Genomic DNA, 14687 nt, shown 5'->3' with positions numbered 1-14687 from the left:
CATGTTAATTTAATATTACATCAATCATTAAAAAGGGGTGAAGGTTCATGTCATTTAGTGAAATGATTAGAAATGAAGTACTTGGCTGGGCAGGTGTTTCTGAAAAACCGCATCGATTTGGTGGTATTGAAATAAATTATGGTAAGAAAGAACTTGGTCATTTGCATGGCGATAAGTTAGTTGATTTACCATTTCCAAAGGTAAAGCGGGATGAATTAGTGAGCCAAGGATTGGTGAAACCACATCACGTATTACCTGAATCAGGATGGATAAGTTATTATATAAAGAGTGAAGAGGATATTCCATTTGCAATTGAGTTATTTCGTATGCAATATGACAGAATAAAAAAATAATGAAATAAAATAGATAAGGAAAAATATATTTTCATGTCACATCCCTCCTTAATCGTTCGTCTTGTATGTAGAACGGATAAGGAAGGATTTTATTATGAAACATTTTGATGTAGCAATTGTTGGTGGTGGGCTTGCTGGATTAACAGCATCTATATATTTAGCGAAAGCTGGAAGGAAAGTTATTGTATTAGAAAAGTCCAGTCACTTCGGTGGTCGAGGGATGACTATAAATAAAAACGGCATTTGTATGAATCTTGGTGCACATGCTTTATATAGAGGTGGAGAAGCGTTTATAACTTTTAATGAGCTAGGAGTAAATCTTCCAGGTGGAATCCCATCTACAAAAGCACATGGAATATGGAAAGGGGATATTTATACCATTCCAACAGATTTTCGCTCTATTTTATCAACACCGTTACTTTCATGGTCTGCAAAAGTACAGTTCGCTCGTCTTATGATTCATTTAGGAAACTTAGATTTAGAAAAAGTTCCGAAAATAAGCCTAACTACATGGGCAGAAAATGAAATTAAAGATCCAATGGTTCGAAATATATTTTATGCATTATGCCGAACAACAACATATACGTATGCTCCTACAATACAATTAGCATCTTCCGTACTAAAGCAAATACAGCTTTCTATGAAAGAAGGAGTACTTTATGTAGATGGTGGTTGGGAGACGATAATAACAAATTTAAGAGGAATAGCGAATACTAGTGGTGTACAATTTCTGGCTAAAAAGCATGTTTTAAAAATAGAGCATTGTGAAGGAAAACAAAGAATACATTGTTTTGACGATGAAGTATTTGAAGCTGGGGCAGTTATTGTAACAACTCCACCGAAAGAGGCATGTAAAATTATAAAAGGTACAGAAGGAACAAGTTTGCAAAAATGGAGTGAACAATCTACACAAGTGACCGTGGCAGCGTTAGATATTGGTTTAAAACAATTACCGAATCCTTTGCATCATTTTGCATTGGGATTGGATCAACCTATATTTTTCACGAATCAATCGAGAGCAGCTAAATTGAGTGAAGATGGATCAATTGTAGTGAGTCTAATTAAATACCATAACCCTGTACTAGAACTGAATCATATTCAAGAAGAGAAAGAACAGTTAGAAAATATGATGGAATTGTTACATCCGAATTGGAAAAGAGAAGTTGTTGCACAGCAATATTTACCGAAAATTACGGTAGTACATGATTTTCCTCGTATTGACCGTGTTGAAAAACCAGGCCCTAGTATACCTGAAATGCCAGGTGTTTACGTTGCAGGAGATTGGGCTGGGCATGATGAAATATTAGCTGATGCTGCGGTAGCAAGCGGGAAACGTGCAGCGTTACACATTTTAAAGAAATTTGAAAGTGAGGCAGTTCATCATGGAAACGGAGCAGTTATATGAAGCGTATCAACCATTATTATTTTCGTTAGCATATAGAATCCTTGGGAGTGTTATGGATGCTGAAGATATCGTCCATGACGTATTTATATCGTTTAATAATATGGAGGACGTTCAATCTATAGAAAATATGAGAGCCTATTTATGTAAAATGGTAACAAATCGCTCAATTGACAAATTACGTTCGGCAGCACATAAACGTAACGTATATGTCGGAATGTGGTTGCCAGAGCCATTTGTGGAAGAGATTGATGATCCATCAGAGTCATTTGTAATGAAAGAATCAATTTCTACGGCATATTTATTACTTTTACAACAACTGACTGAGGTAGAGAGGGTTGTTTTCATATTAAGAGAGGTTTTTAGTTATGACTACGAAGAAATCGCTTCGATTGTAGAAAAGAGTAGTGTGAATTGCCGAAAAATCTTTCAACGTGCACGAAAAAGTATTTTAGATAAGCCGAAGCAGTCAACATTAAGTACGAAGAAGATGGCTGCTTACGTGGAGAAATTTGTATCATCATTGCAGTGTGGGGATACGCAAGGCATGTTAGAAGTTTTAAAAACAGATGCGATATTTAAAGCAGATGGTGGTGGTAAAGTTACAACTGCAATTAATCCGATTTATTCTGCAGATAAAATTATACGTTTGTTCTTTGGAATTGCAAAACGATTGCCAGAAAAGTATAGTGTTGATTTCAAAATAGTAAATGGTGCACCAGGCGTTATAGTTACAATAAATAATAAAGTGACGTATGTACTTTCATTCATATTTGAGGATGAGAAAATTTCAAACATTTATATGATGGTTAATCCAGAAAAACTTATGCACTTAAATGTAATAGTATAAAAAAGACGCATTTCTTTAGAAGTGCGTCTTTTTTTTTATTTTTCTAACATTTCAAGAGGTACATCTTTTTCGCCGGCTACCTCGAATTTAATTTCCCCGTCTTCTTCATAAATGCGTTTAATAATCGGTATAGTTATCATTAGTTTTTTATGCTGTTTACGTCTTCTAGCAGCATCTAAGTTAATCACGTTCATGTGTAAGCATCCTTTCTTACAGAAATATATAAACAAAAGAAAATGCGTCCGAAAAGGGCGCTTAGTTGAATTAGAAATACCGATTCATTTAAATGGGGTTTAGATTATCTTATAATTGAAAACTGATTGTAAAATAATGTGAATTAAATAATTGCACGTAGAAATTAACTTTACCAAAAAACGAAACAATATGCTATAAAAAATTTTAATTCTTTGTCGTATAACAGGAAAAAGGTGTGCATTTCGCATATAATGAAAAGTAGACGGGCATCATGTACTTTTTCATCATATTGCTTGGAAAGGCGATGGAGAAAATGAATACTCTAGATTCATTATTATTGCAACTTGAACAATATGGAGAAGAGCATGATCGACATAAAGAAAAAAGAGAAGAAAAATTAAGAAATATTTCTCGTGAAATGGGGCAGTTTTTATCAGTATTAGTAAAGGGCTGCAATGCAAAAAAAATTTTAGAAATTGGAACTTCAAATGGCTATTCTACATTGTGGCTAGCAAATGCGGTAGAAGAAACAAATGGAAATGTTATAACTGTAGAACTTTCTTCAGAACGGGTTGGAGAGGCACTTGGAAATTTTGAAAGGGCAAATCTTACACAGAGAATCGATATTCATAATCAAGAGGCTGGGGCATTTTTAGATTCGCAAGTAGATCGTTCATTTGATTTTATTTTCCTAGATTCAGAGCGCACGCAATACATGTGGTGGTGGGAACATATAAAACGTATTTTAGAGCCAAAAGGTTTTCTTGTAATTGATAATGCAACTTCTCATGCGGGGGAATTAGCTGGATTTATAAAGATGATTGAAGAAGACGTTACGTTTGAAACCGTGTTATTAGCTTTTCAAAAGGGAGCATTTGTTGCGCGGAAGAATAATTAGAAGTGGACCTAAAATAATTATCACATTGAAAGATAGTATATGTCAAAAGATAGAGCATTGTATGAATTTAAGAAGGTAACTAAATGGAATTTCAAATTAATAGTCAGTGGTGATAAGTAAGGTAAGCTATGAAGAATCCGTCTTCAGTATGTTGTTCTCTAGGTCTTAAGTCTGAGGAAAATAATGACGAGAACAGGTATACTTATACTATGAAACAGGGAATGACTGCATAAGCAGGTATTTCTTGAAAAATCGATTTCAAGCAAGCAAAAATGTATATGAAATACGATATATTAGATGAAATATAGTGCACATAAATTCGCACATATAAATAAAGGAGCGATTTTGTTGACTGAACTCGAGAAAAAAGAACCTGTATCGATTGTGAAAGATAATAATGTAGAAGTAGTAGTGGATACAGTAATAAAAGATGCAGAACTTGAAGAACTGAATAAAGAAGCAGATCTTTATGTACAAAAGTTAAATAGCGAGCAAAATACAGATTTATCAAAAGTATTGTCGCAGCTTGGAGACTTAGGGGATAAAGAGCAGCAAGCGGCAGGACAAACGCTATCAGCTTTAAAACGTCCTGTGACAGCGATGATGAATGGAAAGAATGAAGAAATTCCAAATACATTGTTAGAATTACGAAAAGTGGTATCAGAACTTGATCCAAACTCATTAAAAGCAACTGGTATGAAGAAACTTATGTTTAAAGTGTTTAAGAAAAATCCGCTTGAAAATTACGTGCATAAATATCAATCTATAGATAAGCAAATCGAGGAGATTATAAGATCACTTCTCATTGGCCGTGATAACTTGCAAGAGGATACGGTTGGTCTTGAAATGTTAAAAGAGCAATCACACGATAAAATTCACGCTCTTGATAAACAAGTATACTTAGGAAGAAAACTTGCTGGTATGCTTGAAGCTGAGAAACAAAATCCAGAACGTCAAAGGGATATTCCGTTAATAAATGATGCATTAGAAAAGATACTTGTGCGTACTCGTAATATGCAACAAGCAAAAAGTGTATTATTACAATCTATCGCATCTGTAGACATCATTAAGAAAAATAATGAAAAGCTATCAGAGGCAATTCGTAATGCAATTACGATGACGCAAAACGTTATAACGGTTTCAGCTGCAATTCAGCTCGCATTAACAAATCAACGTAAAACAATTGATGCTGTTAATGCAACAAATGAAGCGATTGAATCAATGGTATTAAGCAATTCACAAGCATTAAAACAAAATACAGAAGAAACAACAAAACTCCTAGAAAATCCTGCAATTAGCATGGATAAATTGCGTGAATCATTCCAAAATGTATTTGCCGCTATTGAAGCATCTGAGAAATCGTCAGAACGTATTATTGAGTCTAGTAAGAAATTTGTAATTGAACTAGATACATTTAATGATGAGATGAAGCAGAAACTCATTCAGCGTCCAAGGAAATAACAGACTTTTAGAGGAGGTGAAAAAATGAGTTTCATTCAAGGAGTATTATTACTATTAGGATCATTACTTTTAATCGCATTTACTGTCGTTGTTTTAGTTGTATACTTCGGACGTAAACTTTATTTTTCATGGACGAAACCATATAAGAGAGCACAAGATTCCATTGAGAAATTATCAAACAAATCGACACCGTTTTTACAAGAGTTTACGCAACATCCACTCTTTTATCGCTGGATTCGTACGGAAGGAAAGAAAGAACAACATACATTGAATACTCTTTTCTGTACATCAGGTCAACGTACGAGAGAACAAGTATTTTCAATGTTACCGAAAGAAAAACAGAAAAAAGTGCATGTAATGGCAAAAACAACGAAAAAGCTTACAAATGAAGATATCGATGTGGCCGCGATGAAAGTGAAAGATTTCTTAAGACAAGAAACGCAGCAAACTGTAAAACCGACAGACTTATCGTTTTATAAATTGTATTTCTATGATCGATATCCAGATGCATTAAATACAATTCAAGCATATAAACGCTCGATTAATCCTTCACTACAAAGAACAGTTGATGACATTACAATTTCAGTATTAAATGCATTGCCGTACTATCAAGAACAACGCATGTTTGAACAACAACATAAACTTGAAACGTTCTTAATGAAAGATTTAACAGCGATGTTATCATTAGTGGTACAATTACCACCTTCACAACGTCCTGAAAAAGAAGAAGAACTAAAAATATACTTGCAAAATTTCCAAAAAGAAATGGAAGTAGTAGAGCGTGATATTCGCGACTCCATTGATCATGATTTGAATGTGAAGATGAGAGCAGCGACTGAGAAGTTTAAGAATAAATAAAAAAGGCGCCTTAAAAGCTAAGTATTTCTCAGCTTTAAGGCGTTTTTTTTGAGATTTTATTTTGCCTTAACGGTAGTAAAACTAGAAGGAATGCTTTCATTATGCAATCGATCAACTGCAGTTACCACATACGTATACGTTTCTCCAGAAATAGCCGTTTTATCTACGTAAATTTCTCCAAGTTTTGTTTTTCTTACAGTAGTAAGTAAATGTTTTGGGTTTTGTATATCCACTTCATTTTTTCCATTCACACGGTAAATGGCGTAATAAGAAGAGTCATTATCTCTATTGTCAATTATTCCTACGGCAATACCTTCATCTCTTGGAATGGCACCTTTTAAAGTAGGTTGTTTTGGCGGATCATGATCAAGCCAAGGCATAGGTGGAATTAATGCAGGGTGTTTATATATGTCTTTTGAGAGTCTATCTTTAATTCCAAGTGGATTGTTATTTATATCTTTTAAACTGAAATGCATACTACCTTTTATTTGTGGATATTGATGGTTTAAAGCGATTTGCTTTGGATATTCTTCTGGCTCAGACCAAGCAGGCACAGAGTTGTTATTTATTTTATAAGCCGCTTGACCGATGTATAGGTGAATCGGTTTGTTATTTGTTTCTTTTACCCACCAATCTACTAATATATCATATGCAGCAGGTGTGAAACCTATATTCCAATATATTTGAGGTGTAATGTAGTCAATGTACCCTTTTTGTATCCACTCACGTGTGTCAGCATAAAGGTCATCGTAGTTTCTTTGACCTGCGGTTGTATTAGAGCCAGTTGGATCGTCAGCTATATTTCGCCATACGCCAAATGGACTAATGCCAAATTTCACGTATGATTTTTCTTGTTTTATAGCAGTATTTAAACCTTTTACGAGTTCATTTACATTATTGCGACGCCAATCTTCGATAGTTGAAAAATTCTCATTATTATATGATTCAAATGTTTTTTGATCAGGAAATTCTTCGCCAACTACTTTATAAGGGTAAAAATAATCGTCCATATGAATTGCATCAACATCATAATTTTTTACGATTTCTAAAGCGCCTTCCGTTATAAAGTTTTTCACATCTGGAATACCAGGGTTGTAATATAGCTTCCCGCCGTAAGGTACAACCCAATCGGGATGTTGTCTTGCAGGGTGATTATTTGATAATCGATTTATATCAGTGTGATTCATCGTTATTCGGTATGGATTAATCCATGCGTGGAATTCTATATTTCTTTTATGTGCTTCTTCAATCATAAATGCGAGCGGATCGTATCCAGGGTCTTTTCCTTGTGTACCCGTAATGTATTCAGACCAAGGACCGTAATTTGAAGGATAGAAAGCATCAGCAGTCGGTTTAATTTGTACAACGACTGCATTCATACCAGTGTTTTTTACATCGTCTAATAGTCTTATAAATTCTTGTTTCTGCTTTTCAATAGGTAAGCCAGTTTTTGAAGGCCAATCAATATTGAGAACAGATGCTAGCCATACAGCGCGTAATTCATGTTTTTTGTAAGTAGTATTTACTTCAGCATAAGTAGAGTGAGGGGAAATGAAAGAGAAAGGAGTAAACAATATGACGATACAGCACATCATTACTAAACGTTTCATAATCATTTATACGCCTCCCTATTATACGATTATTTAAAATAATATATGATGTTAGGTTGGCCCTGCAATTGAGAAAAATAAACATTGAAACATTAATTTAATAGGAAAAATATTTTTAGTGAAATTTACTTTCAGTATAACTAAATCGTTTCATTTCTTCATATGCTTGTTAGTAAAGTGAAACTTTCTTTCATTTGAAAGAAACAATTTATAAGTATAGGAGGATTCAATAATGAAAGTTTTATTCGTTTGTTCTGGAGGAATGTCCAGCGCAATTGTTGTAAACGCTTTAAAAAAAGAAGCAGAGAAAAAAGGTATGAACATGGAAGTGCATGCTATTGGAACAAGTGAGGTGGAGGAAGAAGTAAAGAATGGTTGGGATGTTGTAATGGTTGCACCTCAAGTTAGACATCGATTTGACGCTGTAAAAAAACTTACAGAACAAGAATCTATTCCGTGCGGTATTATTCCGCCGCAAGCATACACGCCGCTTGGTGGACCGGCTTTATTAAAAACTGTAAATGAATTAATTAGTTAGGGGGAAGCGTTATGAATAAGTTTGTCACGTTTCTTGATAAAAACTTATCTGGACCGATGGCAAGGCTTTCTGAACAGAGGCATTTACAAGCAATCCGTGATGGAGTTATTTCGGCGTTACCATTTATTATCGTAGGGAGTTTCTTTTTAATAGTAGCATTTCCACCATTACCGAAAGATAGTTTCATATCAGTTTGGGCATTGAAAAATCAAACAAGTATATTAATACCATATCGTTTAACGATGTTTATTATGTCTTTATATATAGCATTTGGTATAGGATACAATTTAGCGAAAAGTTATAAGTTAGATGCTTTATCAGGGGCACAGTTAGCAGTATGCTCACTACTTTTAACATTGACGCCCGAATTAATCGATAAAAAAGGATTTATGCTTCCGATGACAAATCTCGGGGGGCATGGATTATTCGTAACGATGATCGTATCTATTTTATCAGTAGAGATTTTAAGATTTTGTAAGACGAAAAATGTAATGATTAAAATGCCAGAACAAGTACCGCCGTCTGTTTCACGTTCGTTTGAAGCACTTATACCTGCTGCATTCGTAATTATTTTAATGAGTTTAGTAACTGTCGTTTTTAGTATTGATTTACATCATGTAGTTGATAAATTAGCGGCACCGTTAGTAAAAGCTGGTGATAGTTACTTCGGTGTAATCATTCCAGTATTTTTAATTACATTTTTTTGGTCATTCGGAATCCATGGTGTGTCGGTTGTTGGAACTGTTGCCCGGCCATTATGGGAAGTATATTTAGGGAAAAATGGTGAAGCAGTTGCTAGTGGAGCAGATCAGTTGCCATTCATATCACCAGAGCCGTTATACCAATGGTTTATATGGATTGGTGGTTCTGGTGCGACGTTAGGGCTTGTATTAGCTATGATTGTATTTGGTCGATCAAAATATTCGAAAGCATTATCAAGAACTTGTATTGTTCCTGGTATTTTTAATATTAATGAACCTGTTATTTTCGGATTACCGATTGTACTAAATCCAATTTTAATTATCCCGTTTATCATTACACCACTCGTAACAGCAACTGTTGCATATTCAGCAACTGCGATGGGATTTGTAACGCCAACACATATTATGCCGCCGTGGACATTACCAGCTCCAATTGGCGCGTATTTAGCCACAGGTGGAGATTGGCGTGCAGTGGTATTAGTTTTTATAAATATAGCAATATCATTCCTTATTTACCTACCATTCTTTAAAATGTACGACAAAAACATGCTTGAAATTGAGAAAAATGGTGATGGGGAAGCTGTTAATCCGTAAGTTTTATATTTTATTTTTGAGTGATAGGCATTTTGTCTATCACTTCTTTCACATTAAGTCCAGAGAGGGTGAAATAGAATGAATATAAAATTTAGCTATAAAGGTGTATTTTTATTGTTATTTGGAGTGATATGTGCAAATTTACTTTTCGTACCTTTATTCAGAATGCTAAATCTATCACAAATGCATAGTATATGGCTCGTTACAAGCTTTGCGGCAAGTATTTTGCTTACGGTAGTTGTTTCTTTCATTGATGGATCGTTTGCATCGAAAGCACAGTTGTTTTTTAGATTTATATTGTTTTCTGTACGTTGTTTACTTACATAATTGTTTTTTAGTGAATAGGGGGCATGCATATTATGTATATTGCAGGGATAATGTCCGGTACATCGTTAGACGGAATAGATGTAGCGCTCGTTCATGTAGAAGGAAACGGTGTAGATTCTAAAGTCGAACTCATTCATTTTACTACTGTTCCATTTTGTAAGGATATAAAAAATGAGATACTGCAGGCTTTATCAATTGATACATCTAATGTTCAATTGATATGCAGTTTGAACTTTAAGCTTGGTTTATGTTTTGCCAATGCTGTGGAGGAAGTTTGTAAAAAGGCTGATTTGTCATTGGAACAATTAGATTTAATAGGTTCTCACGGACAAACGATTTATCATCAGCCAAAGCAAGAAGGCAATAGTATTTCTTCGACATTGCAAATTGGAGAACCAGCAGTTATAGCATATGAAACGAACACTACGGTTATCTCTAATTTTCGAACGATGGATATGGCAGCAGGGGGACAAGGTGCACCACTTGTGCCATATTCAGAGGTCATTTTGTATCGTCATCAAACTAAAAATAGATTACTACAAAATACTGGCGGAATCGGTAATGTTACAGTAGTACCAAGTCATCTAAGTGATAAGAGTGTTATTGCTTTTGATACTGGCCCAGGAAATATGGTAATCGATGATGTATGTCAAAGATTATTTCAGTTGCCATATGATCAAAATGGTAGGATTGCAAAACAAGGAGTAGTTGTAGATGAAATTTTGACATATTGTATGAACCATCCATTTTTGAAAATGAATCCACCGAAATCAACTGGTAGAGAACAGTTTGGAGAAGAGTTTGTAAGTGAATTATTGAAGCGGTTTGAAAAGCATGGTAAAGAAAATCTTTTGACGACTGTCACGATGTTTACAGCAAGTTCAATTGTTCATCATTATAAGGAGTTTATTCTGCCGTATTATGAAATCGATGAAGTAATTTTAGGTGGTGGGGGCAGTTATAATCGTACACTTGTTGAAATGATACGAAATGGATTGAAGGAAGAAAAGTGCGCGATATTCATTCAAGAAGATATAGGCTATTCTTCAGAGGCGAAAGAAGCAATTGCCTTTGCGATATTAGCAAACGAAACGCATCATCGTAATCCGAGTAATGTGCCAAGCGCAACAGGTGCAAAGCAATCTGTAGTTTTAGGGAATATAACATTCCCTCCAATAAGATGATGAAAATGAGGCGAACATATGAAGTATATGATTGGAGTAGATGGTGGGGGCACGAAGACAGAAGCAATTGCATTTGATCAAGACGGAAACGAAGTTGTAAGAGGTACGAGTGGGTTTGGAAATATATTAATAGATTATGAAAAAGCAGTTTCGCATATTATGGAGGCGATCGATCAATGCAAGAAAGCTTTAATAGATGGGCACTGCGTTTGTATTCGTTTAGGGTTAGCGGGTGTAAGTGGAGCAAATACAAATGAATTAACAGTACGTCTAAAAAAGAAGTACCAAACACAAATTGAAGTTTTAAATGACGCAATGATTGCACATGCAGCTGCTTTAAAAGGTAAGAATGGAATATTAACTATAGGTGGTACAGGTGCAATTTGTATAGGAAAGAAAGACGAAGTGTACGAGTATAGCGGTGGATGGGGACATATTTTAGGGGATGAGGGAAGCGGTTATTGGATTGCGTTACAAGGTTTAAAGAGAATGGCAAATCAATTTGATCAAGGAGTTAGACTTTGTCCATTAAGCTTAAGGATTCAAGACGAGTTTCGACTTTTAACATCATCTCATATAAAAAGACTAGTATATAGTTCTTCAAAAGATAAAGTTGCAGCAATTGCACCATTAATTATAGAGGAAGCGAGGAATGGGAATGATGATGCACATAAAATTATTCTGCAAGCGGCTAAGGAATTAACGATAATTACGGTGAATATTTACAACAAGATGCAGTTTGATTTATCACCTTTAATTGCAGTAAGTGGCAGTATATTGCGTTTCGTTCCTGAGATATATGCTGAATTTAAGAAATGCTGTGAGAAAAGTATGGGAGAAGTTATATTCGTATCACCATCAGAAATGGCAGTGAAAGGAACATATCATTTAATGAAGGGTGTATATTTTATAAAATAGAAGTATGAGAATTTTTGTATGATTTGTAAAAATATGATGTTAAAATATACAAAGGGATGTAAAGCAAGAAAAAGTACAATATACATAGTCATTGAATATTGTATAAGTACTCCCATGTAGAAAGTGAATGATTACATGATTAATAGTATGCAATTTTTGTATTTGGTGGCTTCTTATTTATTTGGAAACATATTGACCGCTTATATAGTAACGAAATGGAAACATAATGTTGATATTCGTGAAGAAGGAAGTGGTAATCCTGGCGCAAGAAATATGGGGCGCGTATATGGAAAAGGGTATTTCGTCGCTACATTTTTAGGTGATGCGATCAAAGGGGCAATCGTAGTTTCTATTGCAAAATACCTTTTCGAAGATTCTACATTTGTAATGTTAGCTTTACTGGCTGTTATACTTGGACATATTTACCCAATTTTATTTAAAGGCAAGGGCGGAAAAGGCATTTCAACATTTATTGGAGGGTTAATTGCATTTGATTATTTGATAGCGCTTACTCTTATTGCTGTTTTCATTATATTTTATTTAATCTTTAAAGGATTTACTAAGCCCGGACTAATTACAATCGCTTGTTTACCAGTTTGCATGATTTTGTATTCTTACTCTATTGTTACGACTATTTTAAGTGCACTTATCATTGTACTTATTTTATATGTAAATCGAGAATGAAATGAACTTTTTATAAGTGGAGTTAATCTCCACTTATAATTTTTATTAAATACGTAAAGGAGATACAACATGGGGTTAATTTATAAAGTTGCTGATCAAGCTTGGGAATTTGAAAGTATACATAAATTGAATTATAAAACATTTGTAGAAGAAATTCCGCAACATGAAGAAACGAAAGATCGTGTTCGTATAGATCGTTTCCATGAAGAAAATACATATTTAATTTGTTTAGATGACGATAAGTTAGTAGGTATGGTTGCATTGCGAGGAAAACGACCATTCTCGTTAGATTATAAAATTCCAAATCTAGATTTTTATTTGCAAGAACATGGAGAAAATGTATATGAAATTCGTTTACTTTCAGTAGAACGTGAATATCGAAATGGAAGAGCATTATTAGGTTTAATTCGCTTTTTACATCGTTATTTGCTTCTAAATGGATATGAATTGGCACTCATTTCTGCTACAACACGTGAACTACTTTTATATGAGCAAATGGGATTCAAATCTTTCCATACGTTAGTTGGTACTGAAGAAGCAGCCTTCCAGCCAATGTATGTTACCCCAGCTATGTTTGAAGAGTCGAGTGTTGGAGGTATTATGACGAAAGAATATACGTTTTTACCTGGTCCAGTGGATATTGAAGAAAATGTTCGAAAGGCATTTTCTACTAAGCCTATTTCGCATCGTTCTAAGTCATTTCAAGTGACGATGGAAAATGTAAAAAAACGATTACTTCAAATAACGAAAGCAAAACGTGTACAACTTATGTTAGGAACAGGAACGTTAGCGAATGATGCAATTGCTTTACAGTTACGTTCATTAAAAGGTAAAGGACTAGTTTTAGCGAACGGGGAGTTCGGTAATAGATTAATTGAGCAGGCAAAACGTGCACATTTAAATTTTGATACGTATAAAAAAGAAATGGCAGAGCCGTTTATTTATACAGAATTAGAAAAAATAATGGCAACTGGAAATTATGAATGGCTTTGGTTTGTTCACCATGAAACATCAACTGGAATGTTAAATAATTTAGAAGAACTAAACATTCTTTGTAAAAAATATCAAATGAAACTATGTGTAGATTGTATAAGCTCAATTGGAGCAATACCAATAAATTTGAAGGATGTATATTTTGCAAGTGGTGTTAGCGGAAAAGCGATTAAATCATATACAGGATTATCTTTCGTTTTTCATAACCACATTGTAAAAGTAAACGAGGCAGTACCTGCTTATATGGACATTGGTATGTACGAAGAAAATGAAAGTATCCCATACTCCCATTCATGGAATTTAATTTATGCATTGCAAGAAGCATTAAAAATATTTGAAGATGAAATGGTATTTGAAAAAATAAAAGAGACGTATACATATATTGAACAAGCTATTACTAATATGGGTTTAAATCTTGTTTCACCTAAAGAACATGCCGCGCCAATTATAGTTACCATTCAATTAAATGAAGATCGGTCTTCTAAGGCGCTAGGTGATGCGTTAGCGTTACAAGGATATATTGTTCATTATGAATCAGCGTATTTACAAAAGAATAACTGGATTCAAATAGCATGTCTGAATCACTATAAAGAACGTGATATGAAGAGGATGTTAAATTGTTTGCAGATGTGTGTGTTAAAGAAAGTTCTTTTAACGTAAATGCTTGTATATTTATTATATAATTTCTACAAGGCTATGAGTCACACTTGCTAAGTGTATAGAAGTGCATTTTTTGACAAGAGTTTAAAAGAGAGCGAAAGCTCTCTTTTAAACTTACTTAAATGAATTACCCACAGATTGGAATACCGAGAACTCTCAAAGCTAGTGCTACTTGAAGAGTAATTTCCAATCTAGCAATTTCGATGCCAGCAACTGTGAGTACTAAAAAAGGTTGGCCGTTTACGAACACAATACAACTTTCCATATATACGCCTCCTTTCTAGTGATCTACTACAGTATATGAATAAAACTATAATACGTTATAGTTGGATTTATGAATTTTATAAAAATAATAGATTTACCCTATGTTTACGAAACAAATGGAGTTTCATAGTGTTAATAATTTAATTGTTAGACAAGGAAGCATCTATAATAAGATGCTTTTTATTATATTTACGTTT

16 protein-coding genes are annotated in these 14687 nt (G+C 34.2%); 13 read left to right on the top strand and 3 right to left on the bottom strand.

Translation table 11 applies throughout. The annotated features are described in order from the left end of the window. Positions 1–47: 47 nt before the first annotated feature. The 3 genes from CQ058_RS01190 to CQ058_RS01180 all read left to right on the top strand — a co-directional run bounded on the left by CQ058_RS01190 (position 48) and on the right by CQ058_RS01180 (position 2605). Positions 48–353, top strand: a complete 306-nt coding sequence (locus tag CQ058_RS01190) for a luciferase domain-containing protein (protein WP_002035104.1) — start codon at positions 48–50, stop codon at positions 351–353. A gap of 94 nt (positions 354–447) precedes the next feature. Further along, positions 448–1758, top strand: coding sequence for a phytoene desaturase family protein (locus CQ058_RS01185; protein ID WP_002141759.1), 1311 nt, complete (start codon positions 448–450; stop codon positions 1756–1758). Next, positions 1736–2605, top strand: coding sequence for a sigma-70 family RNA polymerase sigma factor (locus tag CQ058_RS01180; RefSeq protein ID WP_002141760.1), 870 nt, complete (start codon positions 1736–1738; stop codon positions 2603–2605). Before CQ058_RS01185 ends, CQ058_RS01180 begins: the two co-directional genes overlap by 23 nt. Positions 2606–2640: 35 nt before the next feature. Here the strand turns inward: CQ058_RS01180 and CQ058_RS31660 are convergent, their stop codons facing one another. Then, positions 2641–2799: a hypothetical protein gene (locus tag CQ058_RS31660; RefSeq protein WP_002085567.1), complete on the bottom strand. Its 159-nt coding sequence runs from the start codon at positions 2797–2799 to the stop codon at positions 2641–2643. 305 nt (positions 2800–3104) lie between these two features. Here CQ058_RS31660 and CQ058_RS01170 point away from each other — a divergent pair, with 305 nt between their 5' ends. The 3 genes from CQ058_RS01170 to CQ058_RS01160 all read left to right on the top strand — a co-directional run bounded on the left by CQ058_RS01170 (position 3105) and on the right by CQ058_RS01160 (position 6017). Next, positions 3105–3698, top strand: coding sequence for an O-methyltransferase (locus tag CQ058_RS01170; RefSeq protein ID WP_002085565.1), 594 nt, complete (start codon positions 3105–3107; stop codon positions 3696–3698). A gap of 348 nt (positions 3699–4046) precedes the next feature. Then, positions 4047–5159 carry a toxic anion resistance protein gene (locus CQ058_RS01165; protein WP_002085564.1) on the top strand — a complete coding sequence of 371 codons (1113 nt, stop codon included), beginning with the start codon at positions 4047–4049 and terminating at the stop codon, positions 5157–5159. Positions 5160–5183: 24 nt separating this feature from the next. Next, positions 5184–6017, top strand: coding sequence for a DUF3974 domain-containing protein (locus CQ058_RS01160; RefSeq protein ID WP_002035109.1), 834 nt, complete (start codon positions 5184–5186; stop codon positions 6015–6017). 56 nt (positions 6018–6073) lie between these two features. Here the strand turns inward: CQ058_RS01160 and CQ058_RS01155 are convergent, their stop codons facing one another. Beyond that, positions 6074–7633 carry a glycoside hydrolase family 10-like protein gene (locus tag CQ058_RS01155; protein ID WP_002035110.1) on the bottom strand — a complete coding sequence of 520 codons (1560 nt, stop codon included), beginning with the start codon at positions 7631–7633 and terminating at the stop codon, positions 6074–6076. A gap of 226 nt (positions 7634–7859) precedes the next feature. Between CQ058_RS01155 and CQ058_RS01150 the strand changes: the two genes are divergently transcribed. The 7 genes from CQ058_RS01150 to CQ058_RS01120 all read left to right on the top strand — a co-directional run bounded on the left by CQ058_RS01150 (position 7860) and on the right by CQ058_RS01120 (position 14226). Further along, on the top strand, positions 7860–8165 hold the full coding sequence (locus CQ058_RS01150; RefSeq protein ID WP_002189604.1) for a PTS sugar transporter subunit IIB: 306 nt from the start codon (positions 7860–7862) through the stop codon (positions 8163–8165). Between the two features lie 11 nt (positions 8166–8176). Further along, positions 8177–9460 (top strand): PTS sugar transporter subunit IIC, encoded by a 1284-nt coding sequence (locus CQ058_RS01145; RefSeq protein WP_002136305.1) that lies wholly within the window; start codon positions 8177–8179, stop codon positions 9458–9460. 78 nt (positions 9461–9538) lie between these two features. Further along, positions 9539–9787, top strand: coding sequence for a hypothetical protein (locus tag CQ058_RS01140; protein WP_002189605.1), 249 nt, complete (start codon positions 9539–9541; stop codon positions 9785–9787). 32 nt (positions 9788–9819) lie between these two features. Beyond that, on the top strand, positions 9820–10971 hold the full coding sequence (gene anmK, locus CQ058_RS01135) for an anhydro-N-acetylmuramic acid kinase AnmK (RefSeq protein ID WP_002189606.1): 1152 nt from the start codon (positions 9820–9822) through the stop codon (positions 10969–10971). Between the two features lie 18 nt (positions 10972–10989). Further along, complete coding sequence (locus tag CQ058_RS01130; RefSeq protein WP_002189607.1) at positions 10990–11889, top strand: BadF/BadG/BcrA/BcrD ATPase family protein; 900 nt, start codon at positions 10990–10992, stop codon at positions 11887–11889. Between the two features lie 135 nt (positions 11890–12024). Continuing rightward, positions 12025–12573 carry a glycerol-3-phosphate 1-O-acyltransferase PlsY gene (gene plsY / locus CQ058_RS01125; RefSeq protein ID WP_002085555.1) on the top strand — a complete coding sequence of 183 codons (549 nt, stop codon included), beginning with the start codon at positions 12025–12027 and terminating at the stop codon, positions 12571–12573. Positions 12574–12642: 69 nt separating this feature from the next. Beyond that, positions 12643–14226, top strand: coding sequence for an aminotransferase class V-fold PLP-dependent enzyme (locus CQ058_RS01120; RefSeq protein WP_002141767.1), 1584 nt, complete (start codon positions 12643–12645; stop codon positions 14224–14226). Between the two features lie 127 nt (positions 14227–14353). Here the strand turns inward: CQ058_RS01120 and CQ058_RS01115 are convergent, their stop codons facing one another. Further along, complete coding sequence (locus tag CQ058_RS01115; RefSeq protein WP_002127410.1) at positions 14354–14491, bottom strand: DUF3956 domain-containing protein; 138 nt, start codon at positions 14489–14491, stop codon at positions 14354–14356. Positions 14492–14687: the final 196 nt, after the last annotated feature.

Source organism: Bacillus sp. MYb56 (assembly GCF_002976445.1).
GTDB lineage: Bacteria > Bacillota > Bacilli > Bacillales > Bacillaceae_G > Bacillus_A > Bacillus_A mycoides.
This window is presented reverse-complemented; position numbering and strand designations above follow the sequence as displayed.